At 64.9% G+C, this 23,328-nt stretch carries 24 protein-coding genes and 1 pseudogene; 20 read left to right on the top strand and 5 right to left on the bottom strand.

Translation table 11 applies throughout. The annotated features are described in order from the left end of the window. Positions 1-14: 14 nt before the first annotated feature. From I8N54_RS14595 to I8N54_RS14585, 3 genes are read right to left on the bottom strand one after another with little or no spacing between them, the layout of a single operon-like run. Positions 15-449, bottom strand: coding sequence for a hypothetical protein (locus I8N54_RS14595; protein ID WP_140195794.1), 435 nt, complete (start codon positions 447-449; stop codon positions 15-17). Continuing rightward, a complete protein-coding gene (locus I8N54_RS14590) occupies positions 446-1,753 on the bottom strand; it encodes a recombinase family protein (protein ID WP_140195792.1) in 1,308 nt (435 codons plus the stop codon). Before I8N54_RS14590 ends, I8N54_RS14595 begins: the two co-directional genes overlap by 4 nt. Further along, positions 1,750-2,196, bottom strand: coding sequence for a DUF2924 domain-containing protein (locus tag I8N54_RS14585; protein ID WP_140195790.1), 447 nt, complete (start codon positions 2,194-2,196; stop codon positions 1,750-1,752). The genes I8N54_RS14590 and I8N54_RS14585 overlap by 4 nt, the downstream gene beginning before the upstream one ends. Positions 2,197-2,472: 276 nt before the next feature. On the opposite strand from I8N54_RS14585, the gene I8N54_RS14580 reads away from it, so the two are divergent. The 15 genes from I8N54_RS14580 (at position 2,473) to I8N54_RS14510 (ending at position 15,407) form a co-directional block, all read left to right on the top strand. After that, positions 2,473-4,701, top strand: a complete 2,229-nt coding sequence (locus I8N54_RS14580) for a hypothetical protein (protein ID WP_197097616.1) — start codon at positions 2,473-2,475, stop codon at positions 4,699-4,701. A gap of 83 nt (positions 4,702-4,784) precedes the next feature. Next, positions 4,785-5,027 carry a hypothetical protein gene (locus I8N54_RS14575; RefSeq protein ID WP_140195784.1) on the top strand — a complete coding sequence of 81 codons (243 nt, stop codon included), beginning with the start codon at positions 4,785-4,787 and terminating at the stop codon, positions 5,025-5,027. 183 nt (positions 5,028-5,210) lie between these two features. After that, positions 5,211-5,861, top strand: a complete 651-nt coding sequence (locus tag I8N54_RS14570; protein WP_140195782.1) for a sigma factor-like helix-turn-helix DNA-binding protein — start codon at positions 5,211-5,213, stop codon at positions 5,859-5,861. A 78-nt stretch (positions 5,862-5,939) separates the two neighbouring features. Continuing rightward, positions 5,940-6,125, top strand: coding sequence for a hypothetical protein (locus tag I8N54_RS14565; RefSeq protein ID WP_140195780.1), 186 nt, complete (start codon positions 5,940-5,942; stop codon positions 6,123-6,125). Next, entirely contained in the window at positions 6,122-7,006 is an 885-nt protein-coding gene (locus I8N54_RS14560) for a hypothetical protein (RefSeq protein WP_231592686.1), read from the top strand. Before I8N54_RS14565 ends, I8N54_RS14560 begins: the two co-directional genes overlap by 4 nt. Further along, entirely contained in the window at positions 7,003-7,203 is a 201-nt protein-coding gene (locus I8N54_RS20300) for a helix-turn-helix domain-containing protein (protein WP_140195778.1), read from the top strand. Before I8N54_RS14560 ends, I8N54_RS20300 begins: the two co-directional genes overlap by 4 nt. Before the next feature lie 81 nt (positions 7,204-7,284). Further along, positions 7,285-10,245, top strand: coding sequence for a bifunctional DNA primase/polymerase (locus I8N54_RS14550; RefSeq protein WP_232790403.1), 2,961 nt, complete (start codon positions 7,285-7,287; stop codon positions 10,243-10,245). Between the two features lie 170 nt (positions 10,246-10,415). After that, a complete protein-coding gene (locus I8N54_RS14545) occupies positions 10,416-11,684 on the top strand; it encodes a site-specific DNA-methyltransferase (RefSeq protein ID WP_140195774.1) in 1,269 nt (422 codons plus the stop codon). Then, on the top strand, positions 11,681-11,902 hold the full coding sequence (locus tag I8N54_RS14540) for a DUF7220 family protein (protein WP_140195773.1): 222 nt from the start codon (positions 11,681-11,683) through the stop codon (positions 11,900-11,902). The genes I8N54_RS14545 and I8N54_RS14540 overlap by 4 nt, the downstream gene beginning before the upstream one ends. Before the next feature lies 1 nt (position 11,903). Further along, complete coding sequence (locus tag I8N54_RS14535; RefSeq protein ID WP_140195771.1) at positions 11,904-12,317, top strand: hypothetical protein; 414 nt, start codon at positions 11,904-11,906, stop codon at positions 12,315-12,317. Then, a complete protein-coding gene (locus I8N54_RS14530; protein ID WP_140197676.1) occupies positions 12,314-12,826 on the top strand; it encodes a phage terminase small subunit P27 family in 513 nt (170 codons plus the stop codon). The genes I8N54_RS14535 and I8N54_RS14530 overlap by 4 nt, the downstream gene beginning before the upstream one ends. 77 nt (positions 12,827-12,903) lie before the next feature. Continuing rightward, on the top strand, positions 12,904-13,599 hold the full coding sequence (locus tag I8N54_RS14525) for a recombinase family protein (protein WP_198571729.1): 696 nt from the start codon (positions 12,904-12,906) through the stop codon (positions 13,597-13,599). A 514-nt stretch (positions 13,600-14,113) separates the two neighbouring features. Then, on the top strand, positions 14,114-14,401 hold the full coding sequence (locus tag I8N54_RS14520; protein WP_140197356.1) for a DUF6127 family protein: 288 nt from the start codon (positions 14,114-14,116) through the stop codon (positions 14,399-14,401). Positions 14,402-14,475: 74 nt separating this feature from the next. Further along, positions 14,476-15,150: a YcbK family protein gene (locus I8N54_RS14515; protein ID WP_140197357.1), complete on the top strand. Its 675-nt coding sequence runs from the start codon at positions 14,476-14,478 to the stop codon at positions 15,148-15,150. Further along, positions 15,150-15,407 carry a hypothetical protein gene (locus I8N54_RS14510; protein ID WP_140197358.1) on the top strand — a complete coding sequence of 86 codons (258 nt, stop codon included), beginning with the start codon at positions 15,150-15,152 and terminating at the stop codon, positions 15,405-15,407. The genes I8N54_RS14515 and I8N54_RS14510 overlap by 1 nt, the downstream gene beginning before the upstream one ends. A 440-nt stretch (positions 15,408-15,847) precedes the next feature. Here the strand turns inward: I8N54_RS14510 and I8N54_RS14505 are convergent. Beyond that, a protein-coding gene (locus I8N54_RS14505; protein ID WP_140197359.1) for an IS5 family transposase occupies positions 15,848-16,635 on the bottom strand; the annotation gives its coding sequence in 2 pieces (ribosomal slippage) (positions 15,848-16,296 and positions 16,296-16,635; 789 coding nt in all). 60 nt (positions 16,636-16,695) lie between these two features. On the opposite strand from I8N54_RS14505, the pseudogene I8N54_RS14500 reads away from it, so the two are divergent. The 5 genes and pseudogenes from I8N54_RS14500 to I8N54_RS14480 form a co-directional block, all read left to right on the top strand. Next, positions 16,696-17,601, top strand: a pseudogene (locus I8N54_RS14500) (IS3 family transposase); the annotation flags it as partial. A gap of 101 nt (positions 17,602-17,702) precedes the next feature. After that, complete coding sequence (locus I8N54_RS14495) at positions 17,703-17,921, top strand: hypothetical protein (protein ID WP_140197360.1); 219 nt, start codon at positions 17,703-17,705, stop codon at positions 17,919-17,921. Further along, a complete protein-coding gene (locus I8N54_RS14490) occupies positions 17,918-19,207 on the top strand; it encodes an HlyD family efflux transporter periplasmic adaptor subunit (RefSeq protein WP_058249587.1) in 1,290 nt (429 codons plus the stop codon). Before I8N54_RS14495 ends, I8N54_RS14490 begins: the two co-directional genes overlap by 4 nt. Continuing rightward, a complete protein-coding gene (locus I8N54_RS14485; protein WP_140197361.1) occupies positions 19,204-20,757 on the top strand; it encodes an FUSC family protein in 1,554 nt (517 codons plus the stop codon). The genes I8N54_RS14490 and I8N54_RS14485 overlap by 4 nt, the downstream gene beginning before the upstream one ends. Next, positions 20,741-22,213 (top strand): TolC family protein, encoded by a 1,473-nt coding sequence (locus I8N54_RS14480; RefSeq protein WP_197097676.1) that lies wholly within the window; start codon positions 20,741-20,743, stop codon positions 22,211-22,213. Before I8N54_RS14485 ends, I8N54_RS14480 begins: the two co-directional genes overlap by 17 nt. Before the next feature lie 344 nt (positions 22,214-22,557). Here the strand turns inward: I8N54_RS14480 and I8N54_RS14475 are convergent. Beyond that, positions 22,558-23,318 (bottom strand): IS5 family transposase gene (locus I8N54_RS14475; protein ID WP_140197363.1). Its coding sequence is split into 2 segments (ribosomal slippage): positions 22,558-23,006 and positions 23,006-23,318, totalling 762 coding nucleotides; the frame shifts between segments, so codons are not numbered across the junction. Positions 23,319-23,328: the final 10 nt, after the last annotated feature.

The following is a 23,328-nucleotide window of genomic DNA, read 5'->3' as shown; positions in this document are numbered from 1 at the left end:
TATCGCACGGCGGGTCAATCCCCCGGAATGTACCTCGCCGCAGAGTGGTTCGGAGGCAATTCAGCCTGTCGAAGCAACGAACCCTGCGCCGCCCATTCTAGCGAGAGCGGCTCCAACACCCGCGCCAACGTCACCTCCGGCCCCTGCTTCCCGTCCAGGATCGCCTCGACGATGTCGGGCGAAAGCAGCGTCAGACGCAGGACCCGGGTCATGTAGGAGGGCGCGATGCCCTCCCTTTCGGCCAGTTCGGCGATGGTGGCGAACTCACCCGACTCCAGCATGCGCTTCCATCGGAAGGCGCGCGCCAGCGCCTTGATCAAGGCATCGTCGGGATGATGATGAGCGCGGGTGTCGGTGGGCACCTGCATCTCCTTGCGCCCGCCGCGCTTCACGATGCGGAATGGCACGTGGATTGTGACCGTCTCGGGGACCGCCGTCGCGCGGGTCATGACGCTGCTCCGAAGCTGCCAGACAGCATCTCGCGCGCGAGCCCTCCGAGGCCGTCCATCCGGAGCCGGAAGTTGAGCCCGTTCGTGCCGATATCGACGCGCTCGACCAGCAGCGTGACAATGCGCGCCTGCTCGGCGGGGAAGAGCTCGACCCACAGCGGGTCGAGTTGCTGCAACGCCGCGCGCGCGTCTGTCTCGGCGATATCACCGTGATGCGCCCGGGCCGCCTTCCACGTCCCTGCCACGATCTCAGGCTGGCGGAACACGGTACGGAGCTGGTCGACCACGGCGGCCTCGATCTCACCCGCTGGAACTCGCCCGACCGGACAAGCTCCCGCCCCGTGCTTCAGCACCGTCTGGCTGACATAGTAGCGATAGAGTTTCCCGCCCTTGCGGGTGTGCGTCGGCGAGAAGGCCGCGCCGTCGGGTCCGAACAGCAGCCCCTTCAGCACCGCGGGCGTCTCGGCGCGTGTGCGGGCGGCGCGCTTGCGGGGGCTCTCCTGCAGGATGGCGTGGACGCGGTCCCACGTCTCGCGGTCGATGATCGCGTCGTGCTCGCCGGGGTAGCTGTCGCCCTTGTGGACCGCCTCGCCGATGTAGGCTCGGTTGTTCAGCATCCGGTAGAGGTACTTCTTGTCGATCTGGTTGCCCCGTGGCGTCCGGATGCCGCGCTTGGTAACCTCGCGCGCCAATTCCGTGCCGGAGCCGATTTCGAGGAAGCGGGCGAAGATCCAGCGGACGTGCTCGGCGGCTTCGTCACTGATCACCAGCTTCCGGTTCTTGACCCGATAGCCGTAGGGCGGCACCCCGCCCATCCACATGCCCTTCTTCCGACTGGCGGCGACCTTGTCGCGGATGCGCTCAGCCGTGACCTCCCGCTCGAACTGGGCGAAGCTGAGCAGGATGTTCAGCGTCAGCCGCCCCATCGAGGTGGTGGTGTTGAAGGATTGCGTGACGGAGACGAAGGTCACGCCGTTGCGGTCGAACACCTCGACCAGCTTGGCGAAGTCGGCGAGCGAGCGGCTGAGGCGGTCGATCTTGTAGACCACCACGACGTCGACCAGCCCATCCTCGATGTCCTCCAGCAGGCGCTGCAGGCCGGGGCGCTCCAGCGTGCCGCCGGAGACTCCGCCGTCGTCATACTGATCGCGAACCAGCACCCAGCCCTCCGAGCGCTGGCTGGCAATGTATGCCTCGCAGGCCTCGCGTTGGGCGTGCAGCGAGTTGAACTCCTGATCCAGCCCTTCCTCGGAGGACTTGCGGGTGTAGATGGCGCAGCGGCGCTTGATCTTGACCTCGGTCATGTCCGGCCCCTCTGGTTCTTGAGGCCGAAGAACACCCAGCCATTCCAGCGCGTGCCGGTAATGCCGCGCGCAATGGCGGACAGCGATTTATAAGGGCGCCCCTGCCACTCGAAGCCGTCCTTCGTGACGGTGACGACATGTTCCACGCCCTGCCACTCCCGGATCAACCGCGTCCCGGCGATGGGCATCCGATCCGTACGGATGTAGCGTTTGTGGCGATCCCCACCGTCCAGGTCCTCACCCAGCCGCTCCAACCGCCGGATCGTCTCGGGTTTCAGGCCGCCGTAGGCCAGTTCCTGGATGCGGTAGGCGAGGCGGCTCTCCAGATAGCGGCGATTGAAGGGCGGCGGCTCGCTGTCGAACAGGTCGCGCCACTGCTGCTTCAGGTCGGGCGTCGGCGTGGTCTTGAGGGCGGCCAGTCGCGCGGGGATGGGATCGGTCATGCGTCTCTCCGATTGGTTGGAGTTGCATCACCGCTCTGGTTGGGCGGAGAGTGTAGCGAAAATTCTCCATTTTCCGCAGAGAGTTGCCGGTTCCGCGCATGGAGCCGAACGAGCCCGAGGGCCAGCAGCCGGCAAAGCTCGGAGCGGCGTTCGAGAGGCCGAAGGTGGTGGGGTGGGAGTGGGTTTCTCATACAAGCCCAAAGCCGCCTGGCGACATGAACTGGGACATGGCCGAAGCGAGAATAGTCCGATTTTTCGGACTTGGCGGAATCAGTTTTGGGCGAGAACCTGTGTGAACGCACTCAATTGGTGGCGGACACAATGACACGAAAAAAAGAAACCCTGAGTGAGGATATCCAAGCGGTTCTCTCCGAAGTGCCGAGTGCCGCGGTCATTTCGCTATTCGCGCGTACTGATCACCCGGAATTGCCAAGACTAGATCCGCCAGAGGAGCTGCAAGCGAATGCCGGCGGAGAGGAGCCCGAGACACGCCTGGTCTCGTGGATCGAGAACCTGGCGCCCGATCTGCTGAAACATATTGATCAGACGTGCAAACGCCTCCGCGGTCTTGCGGGAGAGAAGAGCCAGCATTCGCTCCGGACCATCGTGGAGCAACGCCTCCATCACGAGGCGATCTTGGTGTTCGAAGACGCGCCGCCCGGGCCGCTGGCTCGGAGCCTATGGGTCTTTGCCTCTCATCCCGAACTGTTCCGAGACGCCGAAGGGTTCGACAGAGCGCGACGTCATCGCGATCACGGACGGTTCTATTCTGCGTTCGAGGTCGATCTCGATGCCGTTCAGAGCATCGATTGCGACGCGGTGGACACGGAGCGGCTTGCTCGAGCCCTGCAAGAGCGGTTGTCGCTCCGGACCAAGGTCTCTGTATCCGTCGCGGACCTTCCAGAGGTACGCGATCATTTCCCGTCGGTTCTGCTGATCGCGCGGACTGGTGGACCGCTCTCCAATGTTTACCACCACACCGAGTCCGGTCGACGCGAGCCTCGCTTCTTTCGTCCCTCTGAAGAGGCGATCATGATCTTCACGCCGCAAACGCGGCAGATCGAAATCTGCTCCGATCACCGGGCCGTCCGACTGACTACGGCAGAGACGTTCGCCGAGGTCGTTCTCGGTCAGGACCTCTCGAAAAAGCCTCTGACCTGGAAGAACTATGACCTCAGCCGCTTCCAGACTTCGCTCACCCTGCCTGCGCCGGACTTGGACGGGGTCGACGTTCGTCGCGCCGCCGTCACGGAAGTCAATCTTCGGCTGGGAAACTGGAGCCGAAGCCTGTCACTGAAAGTCGGCGTCGATGACGATATCGAGCGCGTGGCCGAGCGCTTCCTTGGTCACGGCAACATATTTGCCCGGCACAAGCAATTCAGCCGGGTCGTCATCGCAGTGGAATACCGATTGCATGGTGACCGATCCGATCGATCGCTCAACCTGATTGTCACCGAAGGCAATCGCTCCAACGTGCGGTCCAAACATGATCCTGAAGAACGCGATCTCGGGCGGCGCCTGCTGGAGTTCTGGGGCATCCAGAAGGGATTCCGGCAACTGGAACCCGTCGAGGTGAGGCGGCAATCCGAGGCACTGCTGGACCTGCTGGAATACCCCGAAGAGCTCATCAGCCATGCTACCCTCGGAACTCTCGGCCTCGACCTCGAGCGATTGAAGGAGGCTGCAATCCTCGAGCGCAAGTCTCGGCAGTCGATCGTCGTCATCGAGGATGTCGAGCATGAGGTCGGCGCCAGCATGAAGCCGGGACACGTGCGCCTGGAAGGCAGTTTCGGCGAGGACGCCGGCGATGTGTCGGGCGAGGACTTCACGATGTACCGGATCGACCGCGGCCTGCTGATCGAGGACATCATCAGGTCCGTGGATGAAGCGCTGATCAGGAGGGACCGGGCATCCCAGAACAAGAACCTCCTTCTTCTTGGGTACCGGGGCATCGATGACGAACTCCACCCGATCTACTTTGCGCACGGCATTTCAACGGACAAACCGCGAACCACGGTCGACATCGAGCTCCGAGCCCGACACACGGCTGGTCCGGGTATCGTACTGACGTCCTCGAAGATCGAGACGCCTTATCTCGGCCCGAATGTCGTTCTGCATCTCGATCGGCTGATGGACGGCGAAGGGGAGACCCGGCTGACCTTGGACATCATAGATCGCGAGTTCCGGGCGAACCGCACATTGCTTGGCGGGGGGCAAAAGGCCCAAGTCATTCGTCACACAGCTTATTCCGCGACGGTGATCGTCCCGGGACTTCCGCCATTGCCGCTCTCCGCCTTCAACCAGATTATGATCTTCGGACGCCTCGTTGATGCGGCAAATGCCGGACGACCAGATGTTCCCACCCGTGACCTGATGGACGGGACGAGTTCAAGGTCGCCGCAAAATGCGTTCCCGGCTGCGTTGTGGAGGTCGATCAACAACGTCTACCTTGAGAAATCCCATGCCTCGCGGCATTGGCGGCTCTGCTGTCCTCTGGCCAGCTAATCTGACATTCGTCTTAAGTGCCTGCTGAGACCCTCTGACAAACGGTGTGCTCCAAGGTTCCGACCTAACGGAAGGAAACCGACATGGCACGAAACGAGCACACCTACACGAACCAGGGCGTCCCGGTGACGCGGCGGGTCCAGCGCCCCCGTGGCGACGACTGGCTTTGCAACTGCTGCGGCCGGCTGCTGGGCCGAATCCACGGACATGATGTCCATATCAGGTTCGAGCGGCGTCACGAATACATGGCGAGCCTGCCGGCGTCCGCGACCTGCAAGGGGTGCGGAACGCTGAACCGGGTTCGCGCTGCCGCCGCGGCGGCCTGACGCCACCCGCTGAACCGGGCCCGGGCTGCCGCGGCGGCCTGACGCCACCAAGACCACCGACAATCTGCAGAGGCGCACGACGCCCGAACCAAGGCCCGATGAGAGGCGCGAGATGCCCGGCCATAGCCCAGGCATCTCGTGTCCTCAAACTGGTCCGCGCTCCACGCGCAGCTCGCCCGGTCCGTGACCCGGCACTCCAACATCGTCAATTTCCACAAGCTGGCCCAGGAAGGCGGCCCGCTCGACGGGTTCCGCGACCCGGGTCATCTTCTCGGCTGGCTTCACGGCAGCGACGCCCCGCCCGACGAGAAGAACGACGTACTGCGGGACCTACTGCGTCGCGCGGTTTTCGACGCCGGCGACGGCACCGTCGCGACGGAGATCATGATCCTCGCGCTCTGGCCGGGATTGACCGCCATCCGAAGCCGCCTTCTTCGCTTTGCACGCGACGACGTGATCGACGCGGACCTGGTCGGGCGCCTGGCAATCGCCATTCGCAACGCTGACCCCGGGGGTGTTCGCAGGGTCGCGGCGACATTGCTCCGGAACGTCGAGCGGGACATCCGGCGTGACTGGTCGGACGACAGCGGCCGAACACGGTCTGCCGTGGATCTCGACGTCGTGCCCGATCTGATTTCAGACGACGAGGTCAGCGCGGACGTCGTGATCGATGCGATGATCGCGAGCCATGGCAAGGACGGGGCGCTGCTCGCAGCGGTCCACCTGGCCGGCTACAGCCAGAAGGAGGTGGCCGACCATCTCGGTGTCAGCCACGACGCGATCCGCAAGCGCTGCCAGCGCGCGCTCGTCCGGCTCAAAAGGATGTCCGAGTGAGATGTCCCAATCCCGACCTCCCTCCGGCTTTTCCCATTTGAGCGTGCAGCGGGCACGCGTTGCTGCGGGAACGGATCAATGGATATCCGGATCATCGAGGACGATTTCGAGCGACTTCCCGGGCTCTTCGGGGCCTGGGATTTCGGCATGCTGCTCGAGGATGGACGAACCTACCTGGTCGAGGACGGCGGGCGCACGGATGACGGTCAGGCGCTCTACATGGTGTTCCGCAGGCCAGCGGCCCGATCGGGAGCGTCGTCATGAGCGCCGCCGATCCTGTTTATGGTGCCAGCACGATAAAAAGCCGGGCGACGAAGGCCGAGATGGCCGAGCGCGAGGCGTTTCTCGTGAGCTACGCCACCGCGCATGCACCGGTGACGGTTCGCGGCCTCTATTACCAGGCCGAGGTCGCCGCGCTTCCGGGGATCGAGAAGACCGAGAACGGATACCGGAAGGTCCAGTCGCAGGTGCTGAAGCTGCGCCAGGCCGGGCGCATGCCCTACAGCGCGATCTCGGACGCGACGCGCTACATGCGCAAGCCCCGGACTTTCGATGGCTGGGAGGAGGCGCTGTCCGACACCGTGCGCCTCTATCGCAAGAGCCTCTGGGCCGATCAGCACGAGACGGTGGAGGTCTGGCTGGAGAAGTCCGCGCTTGCCGGCGTCATATATCCGGTGACCGCCGAGTACGACGTGCCCCTCATGTGCACGGTCGGCTTCACGTCCGAGACATTTGCCTACGAGGCGGTCGAAATGCAGCGGGGCACCGGTCAGCGGCTCGTGATCCTCGCGCTCTACGACTTCGACCGAGCCGGCCAGGACGCATGTCGGTCGCTCCAGAGCAAGGTCGAACGGTTCGCCGAGGAGATGGATGTCGAGGTCGCGTTCGAACATCTCGGGCTCAACCTCGGACAGGTCAGGGACCTCTCGCTGCCCACCCGTCCGCCCAAACGAAAGTCCCCGGCCGACCGGCGCTGGCCGCATGACATTGCAGCGGAGCTGGATGCGATCCCGCCGGACGACCTGCGCGCGCTTGTGAGGGAGGCAATCGAGCGCCGCCTGCCGCTTGCTGAGCTCGAACGCCTGAAGGACATCGAGGAGGCGGAGCGCGATACCCTCCGCGACTTTCTGGGGAGCTGGTCATGACGTCGCCAGATCAGGCTGAACTCCCACCTCGCCTGACCGAACGGGAACTCTCGGAGCACTGGCGCGTGACGACGCGAACCTTGCAGCGCTGGCGGGCCGAGGGATTCGGGCCGCGCTGGCTGCGGATTGGCGGGCGCATCCTCTACCCGCGTGACGAGGTGCTGGCGTATGAGCGTCGCCAGCGCGAGCCGGGCTAGGAGAGCGCGGTGGACGGAGGCCGCTCCGATCCGCCGAACATGGGGAAAACCGGGCAGGCTGCCAGTGGCGGCCCGCTTGGCATGCGCTGGTTCGAGACCCATGCGCCGGCACTCCTGGAGCAAGGCTACGAGCCACTTCCGATCCGACGCGGTCAGAAGGCGCCGGCAGTCTCGCGCTGGTCGCAGGTGACAATAGATGCGGCCCGGGTGGAGCAATGGGCCCGGGATTATCCTGCCTGCGGAATAGGGCTCCGCACCGGCACACTCGTCGGGTTGGACATCGACATCCTCGACCCCGATCTTGCGCACCAGGCGCAGACTCTGGCCTTTGAGCGCCTCGGCACCACGCTCATCCGTGTCGGGCAATGGCCAAAGCGACTGCTGCTCTACCGTACGGAGCAGCCGTTTCCGAAGATCGACGTGAAGCCGCTCGAGGTCCTCGGCGCCGGACAGCAATTCGTGGCGTTCGGTCAGCACCCCGGCACCGGCAGGCCGTATGGCTGGCCGCTCGGTGAGACACCGCTCGATGTCCCGCTCGACGAGCTGCCAGGTGTCGACCAGGACGGAATGACCGCCTTCGTCGCAGAGGCCCGGGCGTTCATTCCCGAGATGTCGCGACCGGGGGCACGGTCGGGCAGCGGTCGCAAGACCGGCCGATCCGGTGGCGCTCGAGCCAGCGGCATCGTTCGAGACGGGGCGGGCAAGGTCGTCGATGGCCGGGACGATTGGCTCTCGCGAATTGCCTACCACGCTGTCCACGACGCCCTCGACCGTGACGACGATCTTGGGCCAGATCGGATTGCCGAAACGGTCTGGGAGCGCTTCCTGGCCTCCACCGACCTGTCACGGCCGCGCCAGGATGGAGGACGCGCGTGGTCCTTTGGAGATGCTCTCAAGAAGGTCTGCGAGAAACTGCGGCTTCAGGCGCGGGGGGTCCTGCCGCCGCGGCAATCGGCGAGTATCGAGGCGGACTACGTCGCACCCTCGTTGAGCGCCGACCAGGCGCGGGCCACGCTCGAGACCGAGATCGCCGCATTCTGCAGGACAGTTCTCGATCATCATTCTGCAGAGAGCCCGGTCGAGCCGGTCCCGATCGGCCTCCGGGCCACGACCGGGCTTGGGAAGAGCACCATTGCGCGGCGGCAGTTCATGGAACTGCGTGGCAAACTCGAAGCGCTCGGTTTACCCCATCGGTTCCTCGTCTTTGCGCCGTCCCACGCACTGGCTGAAGAGACCGCGGAGGCCTGGCGCGAGCTTGGCCTGAGAGCGGCCGTCCTGCGAGGGCACGAACGCATGCACCCGGTGCTGAAAGCGCCGATGTGCCGGGACACCGAAGCCATGCGGGCGGCCCTGAATGCGGGCGCCGATCCGCAGACCACGGTCTGCGCAGGGCAGGGCGGTTTGACCTGCAGCCATTTCCACGACTGGCTCAAGCAGAGCAACCGCGACGAGGTCCGGGCAGCGGACGTGGTCGTGGCCCCCTACGATGCGCTCTATACGGGCTTTGCGGTGGATGCGTCCACGATCGCTGCAATCATCGTGGACGAGGGCTGCTGGGCTCGGGCCGTTCGGACCACGACCTCCCTGAATGTCGAGGCACTGACGATCGACCTTCTCCCTCGTCTTGGAGTGGGGATGGAGAAGCGCCGGGCTGCTATTCGACGGGCCGATCATCTTGCACTGCGTCAAAAGCTGCAGCGAGCCTTGGGTCTCAGCGGAACTGGACCGGTGCGTCATGACTGCCTTGTCGAGGCGGGTCTTTCGTCGCGGGATTGCATCGAGGCAATCCGGATGGAATTGTCGATGATGTCCGATCCGGGATTGATCCCGTGCCTGACAGGGGCAGCGCGCGGCGCTGCGTTTGCTGCCGCAGCCCGTAACGAACGGCTGCGGTCCCTCGCGCGGGCTTGGCAACTGGCGGCGAACCTTCTCGACAGCGGCGGAGAGGCGTCTGCACAGTTGCGCGTTGAGCTGGACGGCGAGAGCCACAGCATCAAGATGATCGGTGCTGTTGCGATCGACGACGATCTTGTCGACAAGCCGGTCTTGCACCTCGACGCCACGTTGCGCGACGACATCGCCACGCGACTTTTGCCAGGACTCAAGACGAGGATCATCGAGGCCGCTGCGCCGCACATGAGCCTGCATCTCGTGACCGGCCGGTTCGGCAAGTCGGCCATCGTGCCCGACGATCGAGCGGCGCCCGACGAGAACGCTCGACGTGGCCGCAACCTCTCCGATTGCGTCGATCAGGTTCGCTGGCATACCCGCCGGCTGGCACCCGGGACGATCCTGGTCGTGACCTACAAGGCGATCGAGGACGCCTTTTCGGACATCCCGGGCGTGGTCACCGGGCACTTCAACGCGCTGGCAGGGCTCGACGGCTTCAGGGACGTCCGGGGCATCTTCATCATCGGCCGGCCTTTGCCCAGGGACAGTCAGTTGCCTGCGCCCTGTGCCGCACTCTTCGACCTCGTGGCCGACGGAGAGTACCGCTGGCAGACCAGTGCGGTACGGATGCGCGACGGGTCCAGCCGGGCCGTCCGGGTCCTGAGGCATGACGATGAGGTCGCCGAGATCGTCCGCGCTGCGATCTGTGACGACGAGTTGATCCAAGACATCGGTCGAGGCCGCGGGGTCAATAGGACGGAAGCAGATCCGCTGGAGGTGCACGTCTTGGCCGACGTGGCGCTGCCGCTCGTCCATGACAGCGTCGTAAACTGGGACAGCGTGAAGCCGGACATCGTGCAGCGCATGCTGCTCGCTGGCGTTGCCGTGGACAGCCCAGCCGATGCAGTAGCTCTGCATCCGCACCTCTTCGACAACGAGAAGCAGGCTCAAAAGGCGTTCGAAAGAGCAGGATTTAAGCGACAAATTCCTTATAACATATATAGGGGAATGTCGCTTAAATCGGCAGCCTACCGGAGATCCGGCCGGGGGCGATCTTGGCAGACGGCTCTTTGGCTCGATCGGGATGTCGGTGTAGCGCGCGCCGAAATCGAAGTTGCGCTCGGTCCGCTTTCTGGGTGGAAGTCCGAATAAGGTCATCATTATTGACGTTTTGGAGCTCTGCGCTTTCAACTCCATTTTCTTCCGCCTTGTCTTCTCATGTCGTTCATTGTCGTTTTTCGTCACGGTGACAGGGGTTTAGGCGCCATGATATGATCTCCGAGAGAGGCAGGCAAACAGCCGAGAGTTACCGGAGCGGGGGTATGGCGCAGGCACTGGCAGAGCGGGTAGGCGGGCCGATCGGAGCCCAGTCGATCGAACATCGGCCGGTCGCGGACCTGGTTCCTTATGCCAACAACGCCCGCACGCACAGCGAGGCGCAGGTCGCGCTGATCGCCGGGTCGATCCGGGAGTTCGGGTTCAACAACCCGGTGCTGGTCGATGGCGACAGCGGCATCATCGCAGGGCATGGCCGCGTGCTGGCCGCGCGGAAGCTGGGGCTCCCGAGCGTCCCGGTGATCGAACTGGCGCATCTGACGGAGGCGCAGAAGCGGGCCTACATCCTGGCCGACAACCGTCTGGCGGAGCAGGCGGGATGGGACCGGGAGTTGCTCGGCCTCGAACTCGCTGACCTCGGAGACCTCGGCGTGGACCTTGGCAGTCTCGGCTTCGACGGGGCGGAGCTGGATGCGCTGCTGGCGAGTGGACAGGCTCAGGATGGCGAGGAGGTAACGCCGGACCCGCCGACCAATCCTGTCAGCCGACCGGGCGATCTCTGGATGTTGGGCCAGCACCGGCTGCTCTGCGGGGATGCCACCAGCAAGACTGACGTCGATCGGTTGCTCGATGGCGTCACGCCGCATCTCATGGTGACCGACCCGCCCTACGGCGTGAACTACGATCCGGCCTGGCGGAACGAGACCGGCGCATCGAAGACCAAGCGCACAGGCAAAGTCGCCAATGATGACCGCGCCGACTGGCGTGAGGCCTGGGCGTTGTTCCCCGGCGATGTCGCCTACGTCTGGCATGGCGCGCTGCATGCGACCACCGTGGCGGACAGTCTTGTGGCCACCGGCTTCGATATCCGCAGCCAGATCATCTGGGCCAAGGACCGACACGTCCTGAGCCGCGGCCATTATCACTGGCAGCACGAACCGGCCTGGTATGCTGTCCGCGGCAAAGGGCACTGGTCCGGCGACCGCAAGCAATCCACGTTGTGGACCATCCCGAACCGGGACCAGGATGCCGTCACCGTTCACGGCACGCAGAAGCCGGTGGAGTGCATGCGCCGGCCGATGTTGAACAACTCGAGCCCGGGGCAGGCGGTCTACGAACCGTTCTCCGGGTCGGGCAGCAGCCTCATCGCGGCGGCGACGGCTGGCAGGGTCTGCTATGCTATGGAACTGGACCCGGCCTATGTCGATGTCGCCGTGATGCGGTGGCAGGCCTTCACCGGTCAGGATGCTGTACTGTCCGGAGGAGCGACGTTCACCGAGACCGCGATCGGGCGACGCGGGGAGGCGGTGGCATGAGCCAGCAGCGCCGGATGTCTCTCGTTGAGGCGATCGCGAACGTCGTGATCGGCTACGGCGTCGCGCTTGCGACGCAGTTCGCCGTGTTCCCCCTGGTCGGCATTGAAGCTCAACACCGGCAAATGGTGCTGACGGGCCTCGCCTTCACGGCGGTATCGCTGGTGCGCAGCTACGCGCTGCGGCGCCTGTTCGACCGCTGCACGGCAAAGGGAGCGTGAGATGGGGCGGCCGCCGATCACCCTCGACGATCATCAGCGCTCCGAGGTCGAGACGCTCGCCGCCTTGCTGAACCAGGAGCAGATCGCCGATTACTTCGGCATCGCCCGCAATACCTTCCGTGCCATCTGTGAGCGCGACCCGGAAGTTCTTGCGCACTACAAAAGGGGCAAGGCGAAGGCCATCGCGCACGTGGCCCACGGTCTGCTCCAGAAGGCCCGTGCCGGCTGCACCACCTCGTCGATCTTCTATCTCAAGACACAGGCGGGCTGGCAGGAGACGTCCGGCATCGAGCATTCCGGCGAGACGAGCGTAACGCACAAGGGCCAGGCCACGGACGCGCTGGCGAAGTTGCTCGACCAGATTGCAGAGCGCAAACAGAGGATCGGCGTCGAGGCGCCGGACCGCACGACATGAGACGCGGGCCAAAGCTCAAGCCGTCGATGTCGCCGCGGCTCAAGGAGGGTGGCGTGCCGCGCTGTCCGGACCACCTCGACGCGGATGCGCGCAAGGAGTGGCGTCGGCTCGCGCGCACGCTCCACGAGGCGGGCATCCTCACCGTGGCGGACCGCGCTGCCTTCGCCGCCTATTGCCAATCCTACAGTCTCTGGGCCGAGGCGGTCCGCAAACAACGAGAGACCCCCAGGCTGATCAAGACACCTTCGGGCTACGTTCAGCAGTCGCCCTGGATCGCGATCGCCAACAAGCAGCTCGAGCTGATGGGGCGCTACATGGCGGAGCTCGGGATCACGCCGACCTCCCGGACGCGCCTGTCCGATGTGATGGCGGAAGATGGCACGGCGACCTTGAACCGGATCGAACTGGTCTGGCGGGGGCCTGACGGCACGCTGCGGGACAAGGACGGCAAACCTGTCGAGGACAAGCCGGCCGGGCTGACGCTCGATGCGGATTGCGAGCGCCTCTGAGAGCAGAAACGACTACGAGATCGGCGGCATCGGAGCGATGTACACACCTGCGCAACCAACGTCAGGCAGGTGTGTACATGGTCAACGATACTGCCCCGATCCTCCGGCTCATTGCCTACGAGCGGGTCTCGACGGCCAGGCAGGGCAGGTCGGGCCTGGGGCTCGAGGCGCAGCGAAAGGCGATCGACGATTATGCGTCAGGGCAGGGGGCTTTGATCCTGAGCCGCTTTACCGAAGTCGAAAGCGGACGGAAGAACGACCGGCCCGAACTGGAGAAGGCGCTCCACCTGGCCCGTCTCACCGGCGCAACGCTGGTCATCGCCAAACTCGACCGTCTGAGCCGCAACGCCGCCTTGCTGCTCACCCTCCGCGACAGTGGCGTCCGGTTCGTCGCCTGCGACATGCCGGAGGCCAACAACCTGACGGTCGGGATCATGGCGCTGGTGGCGGAGCAGGAGCGCGAAGCGATCTCGCGGCGCACCAAGGAAGCGCTGGCGGCGGCCAAGGCGCGCGGGGTCAAGCTTGGCAACCCGAACGGGGCCGCGGCGCTCAGGCGGGCGGCCAAGGGCGGAGAAGCGCTGAGGGTCACTGTGGCGGGCAATGCAAATGACTTCGCCATGGCGCTGTCCCCCATCGTACGCGCCATTCAACAGGCCGGTCACACGTCCCTGCGGGCCCTTGCCGACGAGTTGAACGCTCGAGGCATGCGAACCAGACGAGGCGGGAAGTGGCATGTGTCGAACGTCCGTAATCTGTTGGGGAGGATCAGCTGAGTGGCTCGGCCGACGTCAGCACCTTTTCGACTGGCTCAGCGTCGACAACGCTAACGGGATCGTCGATCAGCCCCGGCTGCCGCGCGTCAAGACGTACACCAGCTACGACAACTATGTCGGCGTCGGGACCTGGACGAAGATCGGCCTCAACAACACTGACCATAACGCTCAGGGGGCCTTCGACGCCGCGAACAACCATTTCGTGGCGCCCGGTCGACGGCACCTACCTCTTCGGCGCAACGCTGCTCTACAAGGTCAACGCCAGCACGACTGCCTGAATTTGCGGGCAGCTCGTCCTGAACGGCACGACCGAAATCCGCGGCTCCCTTGGTGAAATCTCCGCCACCCACGTCTCGCTCGCCACCGCGATCTGGCATCAGACCATGGTCCCGCTGACGGCGGGCGATACCGTCGAGCTGCAGAGGTATTTCCTGGTAGCGGACGGTTAGTTCGCCGCCGATCACACGTCCTTCTGGGGCTGCAAGATCGGCTGAGCGGCGGAAGGAGGACCCTGATGAACCCACCCCGATCCGAGGGCTACGTCCGCATGCCCGACGCCGAGCTCGAGGCGATCCTGACGCGGGCGGCAGAGGAAGGCGCGAAGCGCGCTCTCGCCGATGTCGGCCTCGACGGCGACGAGGCCGCGCTCGACATCCGCGATCTGCGCTCGCTGGTGGACTGCATCCGCCTGGTGCGCCGCACCGCCATGCAGACCGCCGTCCGCATGATCACCACCGCCGTCATGCTGGCGCTGCTGGCCGGGATCGCGATCAAGCTCAAGATCTTCGGCGGTAGCCCGTAGCCGCTCCCTATCCCCATTCATCAGCCCGCAATGACCCGCCTTCGAGGCGGGTTTTTCGTTTTCGGAGGACCCCCATGACTACTACCTTCCACCGCCACTGGCGCGACGTGCCGGAGAGCGCCTGGCGCTGGCCGAACTTCTCCCCCGCCGAGATCGCCTGCAGGGGCACCGGTAAGCTGCTGATCAACGAGCCGGCGCTCGACAAGCTGCAGGCGCTGCGCGACCGGCTGGGCAAGCCGCTCATTGTCCGGTCCGCTTATCGCAGCCCTGAACACAACAGCGCCGTCGGCGGCGCGACCCGCTCGAAACACCTCGACGGCGCTGCCTTCGACATCGCCATGTCAAACCACAACCCGGCAGCCTTCGAGGCTGCGGCGCGCGAGGTGGGGTTCCTCGGCTTCGGCTTCTATCCGCGCTCGGGGTTCATCCATGTCGACCTCGGCCCGGCACGGCAATGGGGCGAGCGGTTCCCGGTCCGGGCGACGGCGTTCGCGGCGGAAACCCCGCTCGCTCGCGAGGCACTGGTCGACAGCCGCACGATGAAAGGCGGTGGCGCGGCAGGCGTCGCGACGCTGGGCGCAGCGGGGGTCGAGGTTGCGCAAAGCGTCTTGGCCGAAACTCAGACCGCAATCCTGCCGCTGGTCCCGTATCTCGATACGCTCCGCTGGGTGTTCATCGCGGTGGCTCTCGGCGGCATCGCGGTCGCGGTCTGGGCGCGGCTCGATGACTGGAAGCGGGGGCGGCGCTGATGGGTGCCGAGATTTTGGCCGCGCGCCTCGCCCGGCCAGCAACGCGACGCCTGGTGGGAGTCGCGCTCGCGACACTCACCGTCGCCCTGTTCACCTTTAACCTTCGCCGCGCAGGCGAGCGCGCCGGGCGTGCTTTTGAGCAACTTGAGACACGGGAGAGAAACGATGCGATCAATCGGCAAATGCTTGACGCCGCGGCCAACCGCCCTGCTGATCGGGATGCTCTGGCTCACCGCCTGCGCGATGGGCGGTTCTGAGGCGGCGGGACCTTGTCCGCCGGTGGTAGAGTACAGCCATGCTGAACAGGAGCGAGCGGCAGTGGAGGTTACGGCGACGCCAGAGGGCTCTGTGATTGCGCGGATGCTGGGCGATTATGCCGTGTTGCGCGATCAGGCACGGGCGTGCCGCTGAAACCTGGACCGAACGACACCCTTGAGGAAGCGCCAGACGCCTCGGCCGCGGCTTATAGCCGGACCCGGTTCACTGATCCACGCTATCAACGAGCGGCAAGTATTCGCTGCAGTTCGACGATGGCAGGTCAGTCCATCCGGGCCAGTTCCGCCTCGCGATAGCCACCTCGCCCTGCACGCTGGAGCAACGCCGCGCCCGAGATGCCGCAGCCGCCGCCCCGAGGGCTTGGGATTGAAGTCAAACTGGCATCATAGTGTTCAAACCCCTTGAAGCTGCTGGTTCTAGGTCATGTTGACAAATGGCGAATCCAGAGACGGATCGACGTGATGTCATTGAAGCCGAGGAAGCTTTCCGCGGTTTTGTCGTAGCGGGTCGCGACACGCCTGGCGTTTTTGAGTTTGTTGAAGCAGCGTTCGACCAGATTACGCAGGCGATACAGGGAGCGATCGACACCAATCCGCTTCTTGCGAGACTTGCGCATCGGTATCACGGGCAGGACGTTGCGCCCCTCCATGCCGTCTCTGATCTTGTCTGCATCGTAGCCGCGATCCGCGAGCAGCACACTCGGGCGGGGCAGATTATCCGCCATCACCAGATCGAAGCCGAGATAGTCTGACGTCTGGCCTGGCGTAATCTCTGTCCTCATGGGAAGCCCGTGTGCATTGACGAGGAGGTGGATCTTGGTCGTAAAGCCACCTCGAGAACGGCCGAAACCCTGTCGCGGAGTCCCCCTTTAGCGCCCGCTGCCTGATGGTGGGCGCGGATCACGGTGCTGTCGATCATCTGCAGGGCACTTGGCACGGATCCGCTCTGGTTCAGGGCCTCCATGATGTCCTCCCAGAGCCCTGCCAACGTCCAGCGCCGGAATTGCCGATAGACGCTCGACCATTTGCCGAACTCCCCGGGAAGATCGCGCCATGGTGCCCCGGTTCGGGCAATCCAGAAAATTCCATCAAGAACGAGGCGGTGGTTGGTGGGTTTGCGCCCGTTCGGGGCGCGGACAGCGAAGATGAAGCGCTCAAAGAACGCCCATTCCTCGTCCGACATAAGGGCTCGTGCCAAACTGGCCTCCATCGCAGATACCAGCTTGAATCATGATCAAAGCCCGATGTGAATCCCTTTTGTCAACACGTCCTAGCCAAGATCGGCATCCCACCCACCACGTTTTACCGGTGGTATGATCGCTTCGTCGAACATGGGCCCGAGGGGTTGGAGGACAGGCCATCTTCCCCTTCCCGGGTCTGGAACCGCATCCCCGATGCGGTTCGGGATCGGATCGTGGCGCTGGCGCTTGAGGAGCCCGAGCTGTCGCCGCGCGAACTGGCGGTCCGGTTCACTGACACAGAAAAGTATTTTGTCTCAGAGGCTTCTGTCTACCGGCTGCTCAAATCGCACGACCTCATCACCAGCCCGGCCTACATCGTCATCAAGGCGGCCGATGAGTTCAAAGACAAGACTACGGCGCCAAACCAGATGTGGCAGACTGACTTCACCTATCTGAAAGTCGTCGGCTGGGGCTGGTTCTACCTGTCCACGATCCTCGACGACTACTCCCGCTATGTCATCGGCTGGAAGCTATGCGGCAACATGCGGGCCGTGGATGTCACCGACACGCTCGACATCGCTTTGGCAGCGTCAGGCTGCGTCAGCGCCAAGGTTCTGCACAAACCCAGGCTGCTCAGCGATAATGGCTCGTCTTACATCGCTGCTGATCTGGCAGAATATCTCGAAGACAAAGGCATGAAGCACATTCGCGGCGCACCAATGCACCCCCAGACACAGGGAAAGATCGAAAGATGGCACCAGACCCTGAAGAACCGCATCTTGCTGGAAAACTACTTCCTCGAGGGCGAACTCGAAGCAGCCATCGCCGCCTTCATCGATCACTACAACAACAATCGCTACCACGAGAGCATCAGCAACCTAACCCCAGCTGACGTCTACTTTGGTCGCGGTGAAACCATCTTGGCTGAAAGGAGGCGCATCAAACAGCAGACCATCCAAAACCGCCGCTTGAGCCACCAGCGTCAAGTGGCATAGCCTGAAACCGATGAGCCCAAGCCATCCGCTACAAAATCAGCGCGGCTGTTCCAAATCATTCGACGACGGACAACGGCTAAGACCATGTTTGGAGGTGCCAGATGACCCCGCGCGCGACCATCATCGGCCTGTTCGGCTCGTCCTTTCCGGTCTGGATCTTTGCGGCGCTGGCCGGGGTCGGTGTGGCGCTGATCCTGCGCGAGACCCTCGTGCTGACTGGCCTGTCGCGGCATCTGCCAGCCGCCGCCGTCTTCTATCCCGCCGTGGCCCTCTTGGCCGGTATCGGCATGAATTACCTCTGGATCGGGAGCTATGGATGAGCGCCGCGCAGGACGAGCCCAAGCCGCAGGTCACCGCTCCGGTGCCGGAGGCAAATGCCACAGCTGATAGCAAGGGTGTTGCCGGCACTGCACTTCCGGACCCCGTGGAGCACCCGCCCGAGGTCAGTGCCGGTCCTGCCGTATCGACGGATCAGGATGATGGCCGGGCTTCGCCGTCTCAATCGGCGGAGGTCACGCCGTCACGGTCGGAGACGCCTTCGCCAGTTCCGCGCCCCTGGGTCGGCGCTATCCTTCGCCTTGTGGTCCTCGTGACGGCTCTCGCCGCCGCCGCTGCCGCCGTCTGGGCATGGCGGCAATCGGCCAGCCACCCCTCGACCGATGCCGCTGAGATCAGTGCCCCGGTCACCGGCATTTCCGCCATCGTGCCCGGTCTGGTGATCGAGGTCGCCGTCAGCGAAAGCGCCAGGGTCGCCGCAGGTGATCTGCTGTTCCGCATCGACCCCGAGCCCTATCAACTGGAACTCGATCAGGCGCGCGCGGCATTGGCCGCGGCAGAGTCCGAGCTGCGGCAGGGCGAGGGCAATCTGGCGCTGCAACAATCCAACGCCGATGTCGCCAACAGCCAGATCGAGCGCGCCACCGCCAATCTGGAACTGGCGCAGCAGACCTTGAACCGGCTCGAACCCTTGCTGGCGCAGGGCTATGTCACTGCGCAAGAGGTCGATGCCGCGCGGACCGCCTTGCGCGATGCCACGGTCACCTTGGCGCAGTCGCAAAGCCATGCGCAGGGGACAGACGCCTTTGTCGGCACGCTGGACACCCGCCGCGCACAGGTCGATGTCGCCCGCGCCTCGGTTGCTTTGGCCGAGCGCAACCTGCGCAGCACCGAGGTGCGTGCCCCGACCGACGGTGTGCTGGCGGGGATGACGCTCACGGCGGGCGAATTCGTGGTCTCGGGCGTCACGCTGTTCTCGCTGATCGACGACAGCCATTGGCGGGTAAGCGCCTTGTTCCGCGAAACCGACCTGCCGAACATCCGCATCGGCGACCGGGCGCGGGTGTTCCTGCTGGCCGCGCCGGATCTGATGATCGAGGGCGTGGTCGGTGGCATCGGCTGGGGCGTGCGGTCCTCGGAAGAGGCGCAGCTTTTGGGCCTGCCCTTGGTCGCCAGCAAGCTGGACTGGGTGCGCGCCGCCCGCCGCTTTCCGGTCGAGATCGAGCTGGAGCATCCGCCGGAAGGGCTGGTGCGGCTGGGCGCTTCGGTCTCGGTCCGCATCATCGGGCCAGAGGAAGGCGCGGTCGGGGAAAGCGGCACCGGCCAATGAGCGTTGCCACCGCCATTGCCCCTGCCATCACCACCCCGCCCGAGACATTCGCAGAACGCATCGCGCGCGAGGATCGGGCGGATCGGCTGCGCGGGGCATTGACCCTGACCGGGCTGGTGATGGTGACGGTGTTTCTCGCCATGGCGATGCGGGTGCCCGAGGCGGCGCTCTCCTGCTATATCCTGTTCTTCGCCCACCGCGACAACGCAGGTGACAGCATCATGACCGCTGTCCGGCTGAGCGCCGCCGCGACTTTGGCGATCCTCCTGGCGATCCCCCTCTTGAATGCGGTGATGGGCGATCCGATGCTGCGGCTGGCCGCCATCGCCGGCTTTGCCTTTCTCGGCATGTTCCTGTCGCAGGCCAGCCGGCTTGGTCCCCTGGCGGCGACGGCGGGATTTGTCTTTGCCTTCATGCTGACGCTGGTCGATCTGATCCCGGTGCCAGAACTCATGTCGCAGGCGATGCGCTGGATGTGGGTGGTGCTGGTCCTGCCACTGGGGCTGATGGCGGTCTGGGCAGCTTTGGCCGGTGTCCGGCCCGAAGTGCTGTTGCGCCGCCAGATCGCACGGCGAGAGGCCGCCAGTGACGTGCCCCATACGCCCGAGGCGCAGAGGCTTCTGGACGAGGGGCTGGCGCGCAGCGACGAGTGGTTGAAGTTCGCCCGCATCCTTGGCGCGGCACGGGGGGCCGATGCCGAGGCTCTCGCCCGCGCCGATGACGACAGCTACTTCCGGCTGGCTCTGGCCGAGGCGGGTGCCGCTCCCCGCGCATCCTCCGGGTCGTCAGCGCCCGAGAAGGCGCCGCTCTTCCGGCCAGATGCCTTCAGCGATCCGCGCCACCTGCGCTTCGCACTGAAGTGCCTTGTCGCCGTCCTGATCACCTATGGCTTTTACGCGGCCTTCAACCTCTTTTCGATCCATACGGCGATGATCACTGTGTTCTATGTGGCCCTCGGCTCGCGCGGCGAGACGCATCACCGGCTGGCCCTGCGGCTGATCGGTTGCCTGATCGGCGCGGTCGCCGGAATTCTGGTGATGACGCTTTTGATGCCGTGGATGACCGATATCGGCCATTTGCTGATCGTCACCGGCGCCGTCACCTTCGTCGCAGCCTGGATCGCCTTGGGCGGCGAGCGGGTGTCCTATGCCGGATGGCAGATGGCGCTTTGCTTCTATCTGGTAGTGCTGGCCGGGTTCTCACCCCCGGCGAGTATCGACGCGAGCCTGAGCCGGATCATCGGCATCCTGTTCGGCAGCGCGGTTGTCTGGTTTGTCTTCACCGCACTTTGGCCGGTCCATGCGCGCGATGATGCGCAGGCGGCTTTGGCGGAATTGTCTGCGGCCCTCGCATCAAACCCGCCCGCCACCAATGGCCGTGAAGTGGCGCGGCTGCGCGAACCTCTGGCCCGCGCGCGGCGACTGGCCGGGCTGGCCGTCCTTGAGCGGCAACCGGGGCTGGCGCAGGAACTTGCCGAGGCCACGGCTCAGCTGCACTTTTATCTCAGACAGAGCCACGCGAAGGAGGGCGATCATGTCCAAGCCGCATAATGCCCTTCTGGCCTGCGGGCTGGTCATGCTGACAGCCTGCGCGCCGCCGGATACCGCGTCGCTGGCCCCGGCCTCGCCTGATGCGCCGCCGCCGGGGCAGAGCGGGTTCCTGCTAGCCCCGGACAGCCGGGTCATGGCCGATGCCGCGCCGCGCCCAAGCGCGCAGCCCGGCCAGACCTATGCCTTGGCGACATTGATCGATATGGCGCAGCGCAACAATCCCGAGACCCGCGCCGCATGGGAGCGGACGCGGCAGGCCGCCGCCGCGGTCGGGCTGGTCGAGGCGAGCTATCTGCCGCAGATCTCGGCGCAGATCCTCACCGGCTGGCAGCGTGCCGAAGGGGCGGGGATCGAGGACGGGCTGGGGCTTTTGCCGCAGGGCAATGTCACCGGCGATATCGGAGTGACCACGGCATCGGTCTCGGTCCGCTGGCTTTTGTTCGACTTTGGCCGCCGCGATGCTGCCCGCGCCGGGGCCGAAGAGCTGTCCTTTGCCGCCAATGTCGCCTTCACCGGCGTGCATCAACTTCTGATCCACAATGTCACGCAGGCCTATTACGACCTGCAGGCGGCGCAGGCGCGCGAGGGCATCCAGCGCGCCCGTCTGAGCGCCGCGCACGAGATCGCCGCCATGGCGCAGGCGCGGCGCGCGCAGGAGCTGGCGACCGTCACCGAAGAGGCGCAGGCCGGGCAACTGGTCTCGCAGGCGCGCTTTGACCTGACCCGCGCCGAGGCGGAAACCGCCGCCGCCAACGTCCGGCTGGCCACCCTGACCGGACTGTCGCCCGCGACACGCATCGGCATCAATCCGGGCGACACGCTGGCCCTGCCCGCGCGGCCCCCGGCCGAGCTGGACCGCTTCCTTGCCGATACGCTCTCGCGCCGCCCCGATCTGCAGGCCGCCTTTGCCCGCGCCCGCGCCAGCGAGGCGAATGTGGCCTTGGTCGAGGCTTCGTTCCGGCCGCAGATCGTCGCCAGCGCCGCGCTCGGCCATCGCTGGACCTCGGGGCAACTGAGCGATGACCGGGTGCCGGTCGGGCTGGACCATGCCAGCGACCGCGATTTCGGCGGGGTCTTTGTCGGCGTGAACATCCCGATCTGGGACGGCAATGCCCGCGCCATGCGGCTTGAGGCGGCGCAGGCCGACCACAATGCCGCTCTGGCGCAGGCCGAATACCTGCGCAGCAGCGCAGAGGGTGAAATCATCGCCGCCTATGAGGCGCTGAAGGCGGCTTTGGCCGCCAATCAGGCGGCGGGTGATCTGGTCCGCACCTCGCGTGTGACCTATGACGCCGCACGCTCGATGGCCGATCAGGGGTTGCTGACAGTGCGCGAGGTCGATACGGCGCTGCGCCTGCTCTATGATGCGCAGATCGCCGAGGTCGAGGCGCGTCATGCCATCCGATCATCGGCCGCGATGCTGGCCTTTGCCAGCGGCCAGATCGCGGGAGGTTGAGGCGGCCTAGCTGTCTGCGACCATATCGGCAGGGCGCCAACCCGGCGGTTTGTCAGGGTCGGCGAGGTCCAACACCAAGTTCAGGTGATTGCGGTCAGGCTCTTGCCGCAGCTCGAGCGGGCCGGGGGCAAGGGCTGCAAGAGATTCGGCCTGCGTCTGGCAAGGCGCGGTTTCAGCCACACCACGGCTGATGAACAGCTTGGCCCTTTGACATGGCTTACATAGAGCTGCGATCAAAGCGTGGCGTCGTTATGCTTCATCATGAGCTGCTGCCGGTTTCGTGGACATCGGGTTAAGCTAGCATAGCGCGGGCTTCGAACTCCATGGGGCTGATGTAGCCTAGGTCATGTTGACAAATGGCGAATCCAGAGACGGATCGACGTGATGTCAATGAAGCCGAGGAAGCTTTCCGCGGTTTTGTCGTAGCGGGTCGCGACACGCCTGGCGTTTTTGAGTTTGTTGAAGCAGCGTTCGACCAGATTACGCAGGCGATACAGGGAGCGATCGACACCAATCCGCTTCTTGCGAGACTTGCGCATCGGTATCACGGGCAGGACGTTGCGCCCCTCCATGCCGTCTCTGATCTTGTCTGCATCGTAGCCGCGATCCGCGAGCAGCACACTCGGGCGGGGCAGATTATCCGCCATCACCAGATCGAAGCCGAGATAGTCTGACGTCTGGCCTGGCGTAATCTCTGTCCTCATGGGAAGCCCGTGTGCATTGACGAGGAGGTGGATCTTGGTCGTAAAGCCACCTCGAGAACGGCCGAAACCCTGTCGCGGAGTCCCCCTTTAGCGCCCGCTGCCTGATGGTGGGCGCGGATCACGGTGCTGTCGATCATCTGCAGGGCACTTGGCACGGATCCGCTCTGGTTCAGGGCCTCCATGATGTCCTCCCAGAGCCCTGCCAACGTCCAGCGCCGGAATTGCCGATAGACGCTCGACCATTTGCCGAACTCCCCGGGAAGATCGCGCCATGGTGCCCCGGTTCGGGCAATCCAGAAAATTCCATCAAGAACGAGGCGGTGGTTGGTGGGTTTGCGCCCGTTCGGGGTGCGGACAGCGAAGATGAAGTGACCTAATGGGATGAACTGCCTTCCCACCAACCCGTTGCTA

The organism is Pelagovum pacificum (assembly GCF_016134045.1).
Lineage (GTDB): Bacteria > Pseudomonadota > Alphaproteobacteria > Rhodobacterales > Rhodobacteraceae > Oceanicola > Oceanicola pacificus_A.
The sequence above is the reverse complement of the archived record's forward strand: the minus strand, read 5'-3'. Positions and strand labels throughout refer to the sequence as shown.

What these genes read in the sequence shown, in the direction of transcription:
- I8N54_RS14595 (WP_140195794.1), bottom strand. Translation starts at nt 449, where the DNA reads ATGACCCGCGCGACGGCGGTCCCCGAGACGGTCACAATCCACGTGCCA.
- I8N54_RS14590 (WP_140195792.1), bottom strand. Translation starts at nt 1,753, where the DNA reads ATGACCGAGGTCAAGATCAAGCGCCGCTGCGCCATCTACACCCGCAAG.
- I8N54_RS14585 (WP_140195790.1), bottom strand. Translation starts at nt 2,196, where the DNA reads ATGACCGATCCCATCCCCGCGCGACTGGCCGCCCTCAAGACCACGCCG.
- I8N54_RS14575 (WP_140195784.1), top strand. Translation starts at nt 4,785, where the DNA reads ATGGCACGAAACGAGCACACCTACACGAACCAGGGCGTCCCGGTGACG.
- I8N54_RS14565 (WP_140195780.1), top strand. Translation starts at nt 5,940, where the DNA reads ATGGATATCCGGATCATCGAGGACGATTTCGAGCGACTTCCCGGGCTC.
- I8N54_RS14560 (WP_231592686.1), top strand. Translation starts at nt 6,122, where the DNA reads ATGAGCGCCGCCGATCCTGTTTATGGTGCCAGCACGATAAAAAGCCGG.
- I8N54_RS20300 (WP_140195778.1), top strand. Translation starts at nt 7,003, where the DNA reads ATGACGTCGCCAGATCAGGCTGAACTCCCACCTCGCCTGACCGAACGG.
- I8N54_RS14550 (WP_232790403.1), top strand. Translation starts at nt 7,285, where the DNA reads ATGCGCTGGTTCGAGACCCATGCGCCGGCACTCCTGGAGCAAGGCTAC.
- I8N54_RS14545 (WP_140195774.1), top strand. Translation starts at nt 10,416, where the DNA reads ATGGCGCAGGCACTGGCAGAGCGGGTAGGCGGGCCGATCGGAGCCCAG.
- I8N54_RS14540 (WP_140195773.1), top strand. Translation starts at nt 11,681, where the DNA reads ATGAGCCAGCAGCGCCGGATGTCTCTCGTTGAGGCGATCGCGAACGTC.
- I8N54_RS14535 (WP_140195771.1), top strand. Translation starts at nt 11,904, where the DNA reads ATGGGGCGGCCGCCGATCACCCTCGACGATCATCAGCGCTCCGAGGTC.
- I8N54_RS14530 (WP_140197676.1), top strand. Translation starts at nt 12,314, where the DNA reads ATGAGACGCGGGCCAAAGCTCAAGCCGTCGATGTCGCCGCGGCTCAAG.
- I8N54_RS14525 (WP_198571729.1), top strand. Translation starts at nt 12,904, where the DNA reads ATGGTCAACGATACTGCCCCGATCCTCCGGCTCATTGCCTACGAGCGG.
- I8N54_RS14520 (WP_140197356.1), top strand. Translation starts at nt 14,114, where the DNA reads ATGAACCCACCCCGATCCGAGGGCTACGTCCGCATGCCCGACGCCGAG.
- I8N54_RS14515 (WP_140197357.1), top strand. Translation starts at nt 14,476, where the DNA reads ATGACTACTACCTTCCACCGCCACTGGCGCGACGTGCCGGAGAGCGCC.
- I8N54_RS14510 (WP_140197358.1), top strand. Translation starts at nt 15,150, where the DNA reads ATGGGTGCCGAGATTTTGGCCGCGCGCCTCGCCCGGCCAGCAACGCGA.
- I8N54_RS14495 (WP_140197360.1), top strand. Translation starts at nt 17,703, where the DNA reads ATGACCCCGCGCGCGACCATCATCGGCCTGTTCGGCTCGTCCTTTCCG.
- I8N54_RS14490 (WP_058249587.1), top strand. Translation starts at nt 17,918, where the DNA reads ATGAGCGCCGCGCAGGACGAGCCCAAGCCGCAGGTCACCGCTCCGGTG.
- I8N54_RS14485 (WP_140197361.1), top strand. Translation starts at nt 19,204, where the DNA reads ATGAGCGTTGCCACCGCCATTGCCCCTGCCATCACCACCCCGCCCGAG.
- I8N54_RS14480 (WP_197097676.1), top strand. Translation starts at nt 20,741, where the DNA reads ATGTCCAAGCCGCATAATGCCCTTCTGGCCTGCGGGCTGGTCATGCTG.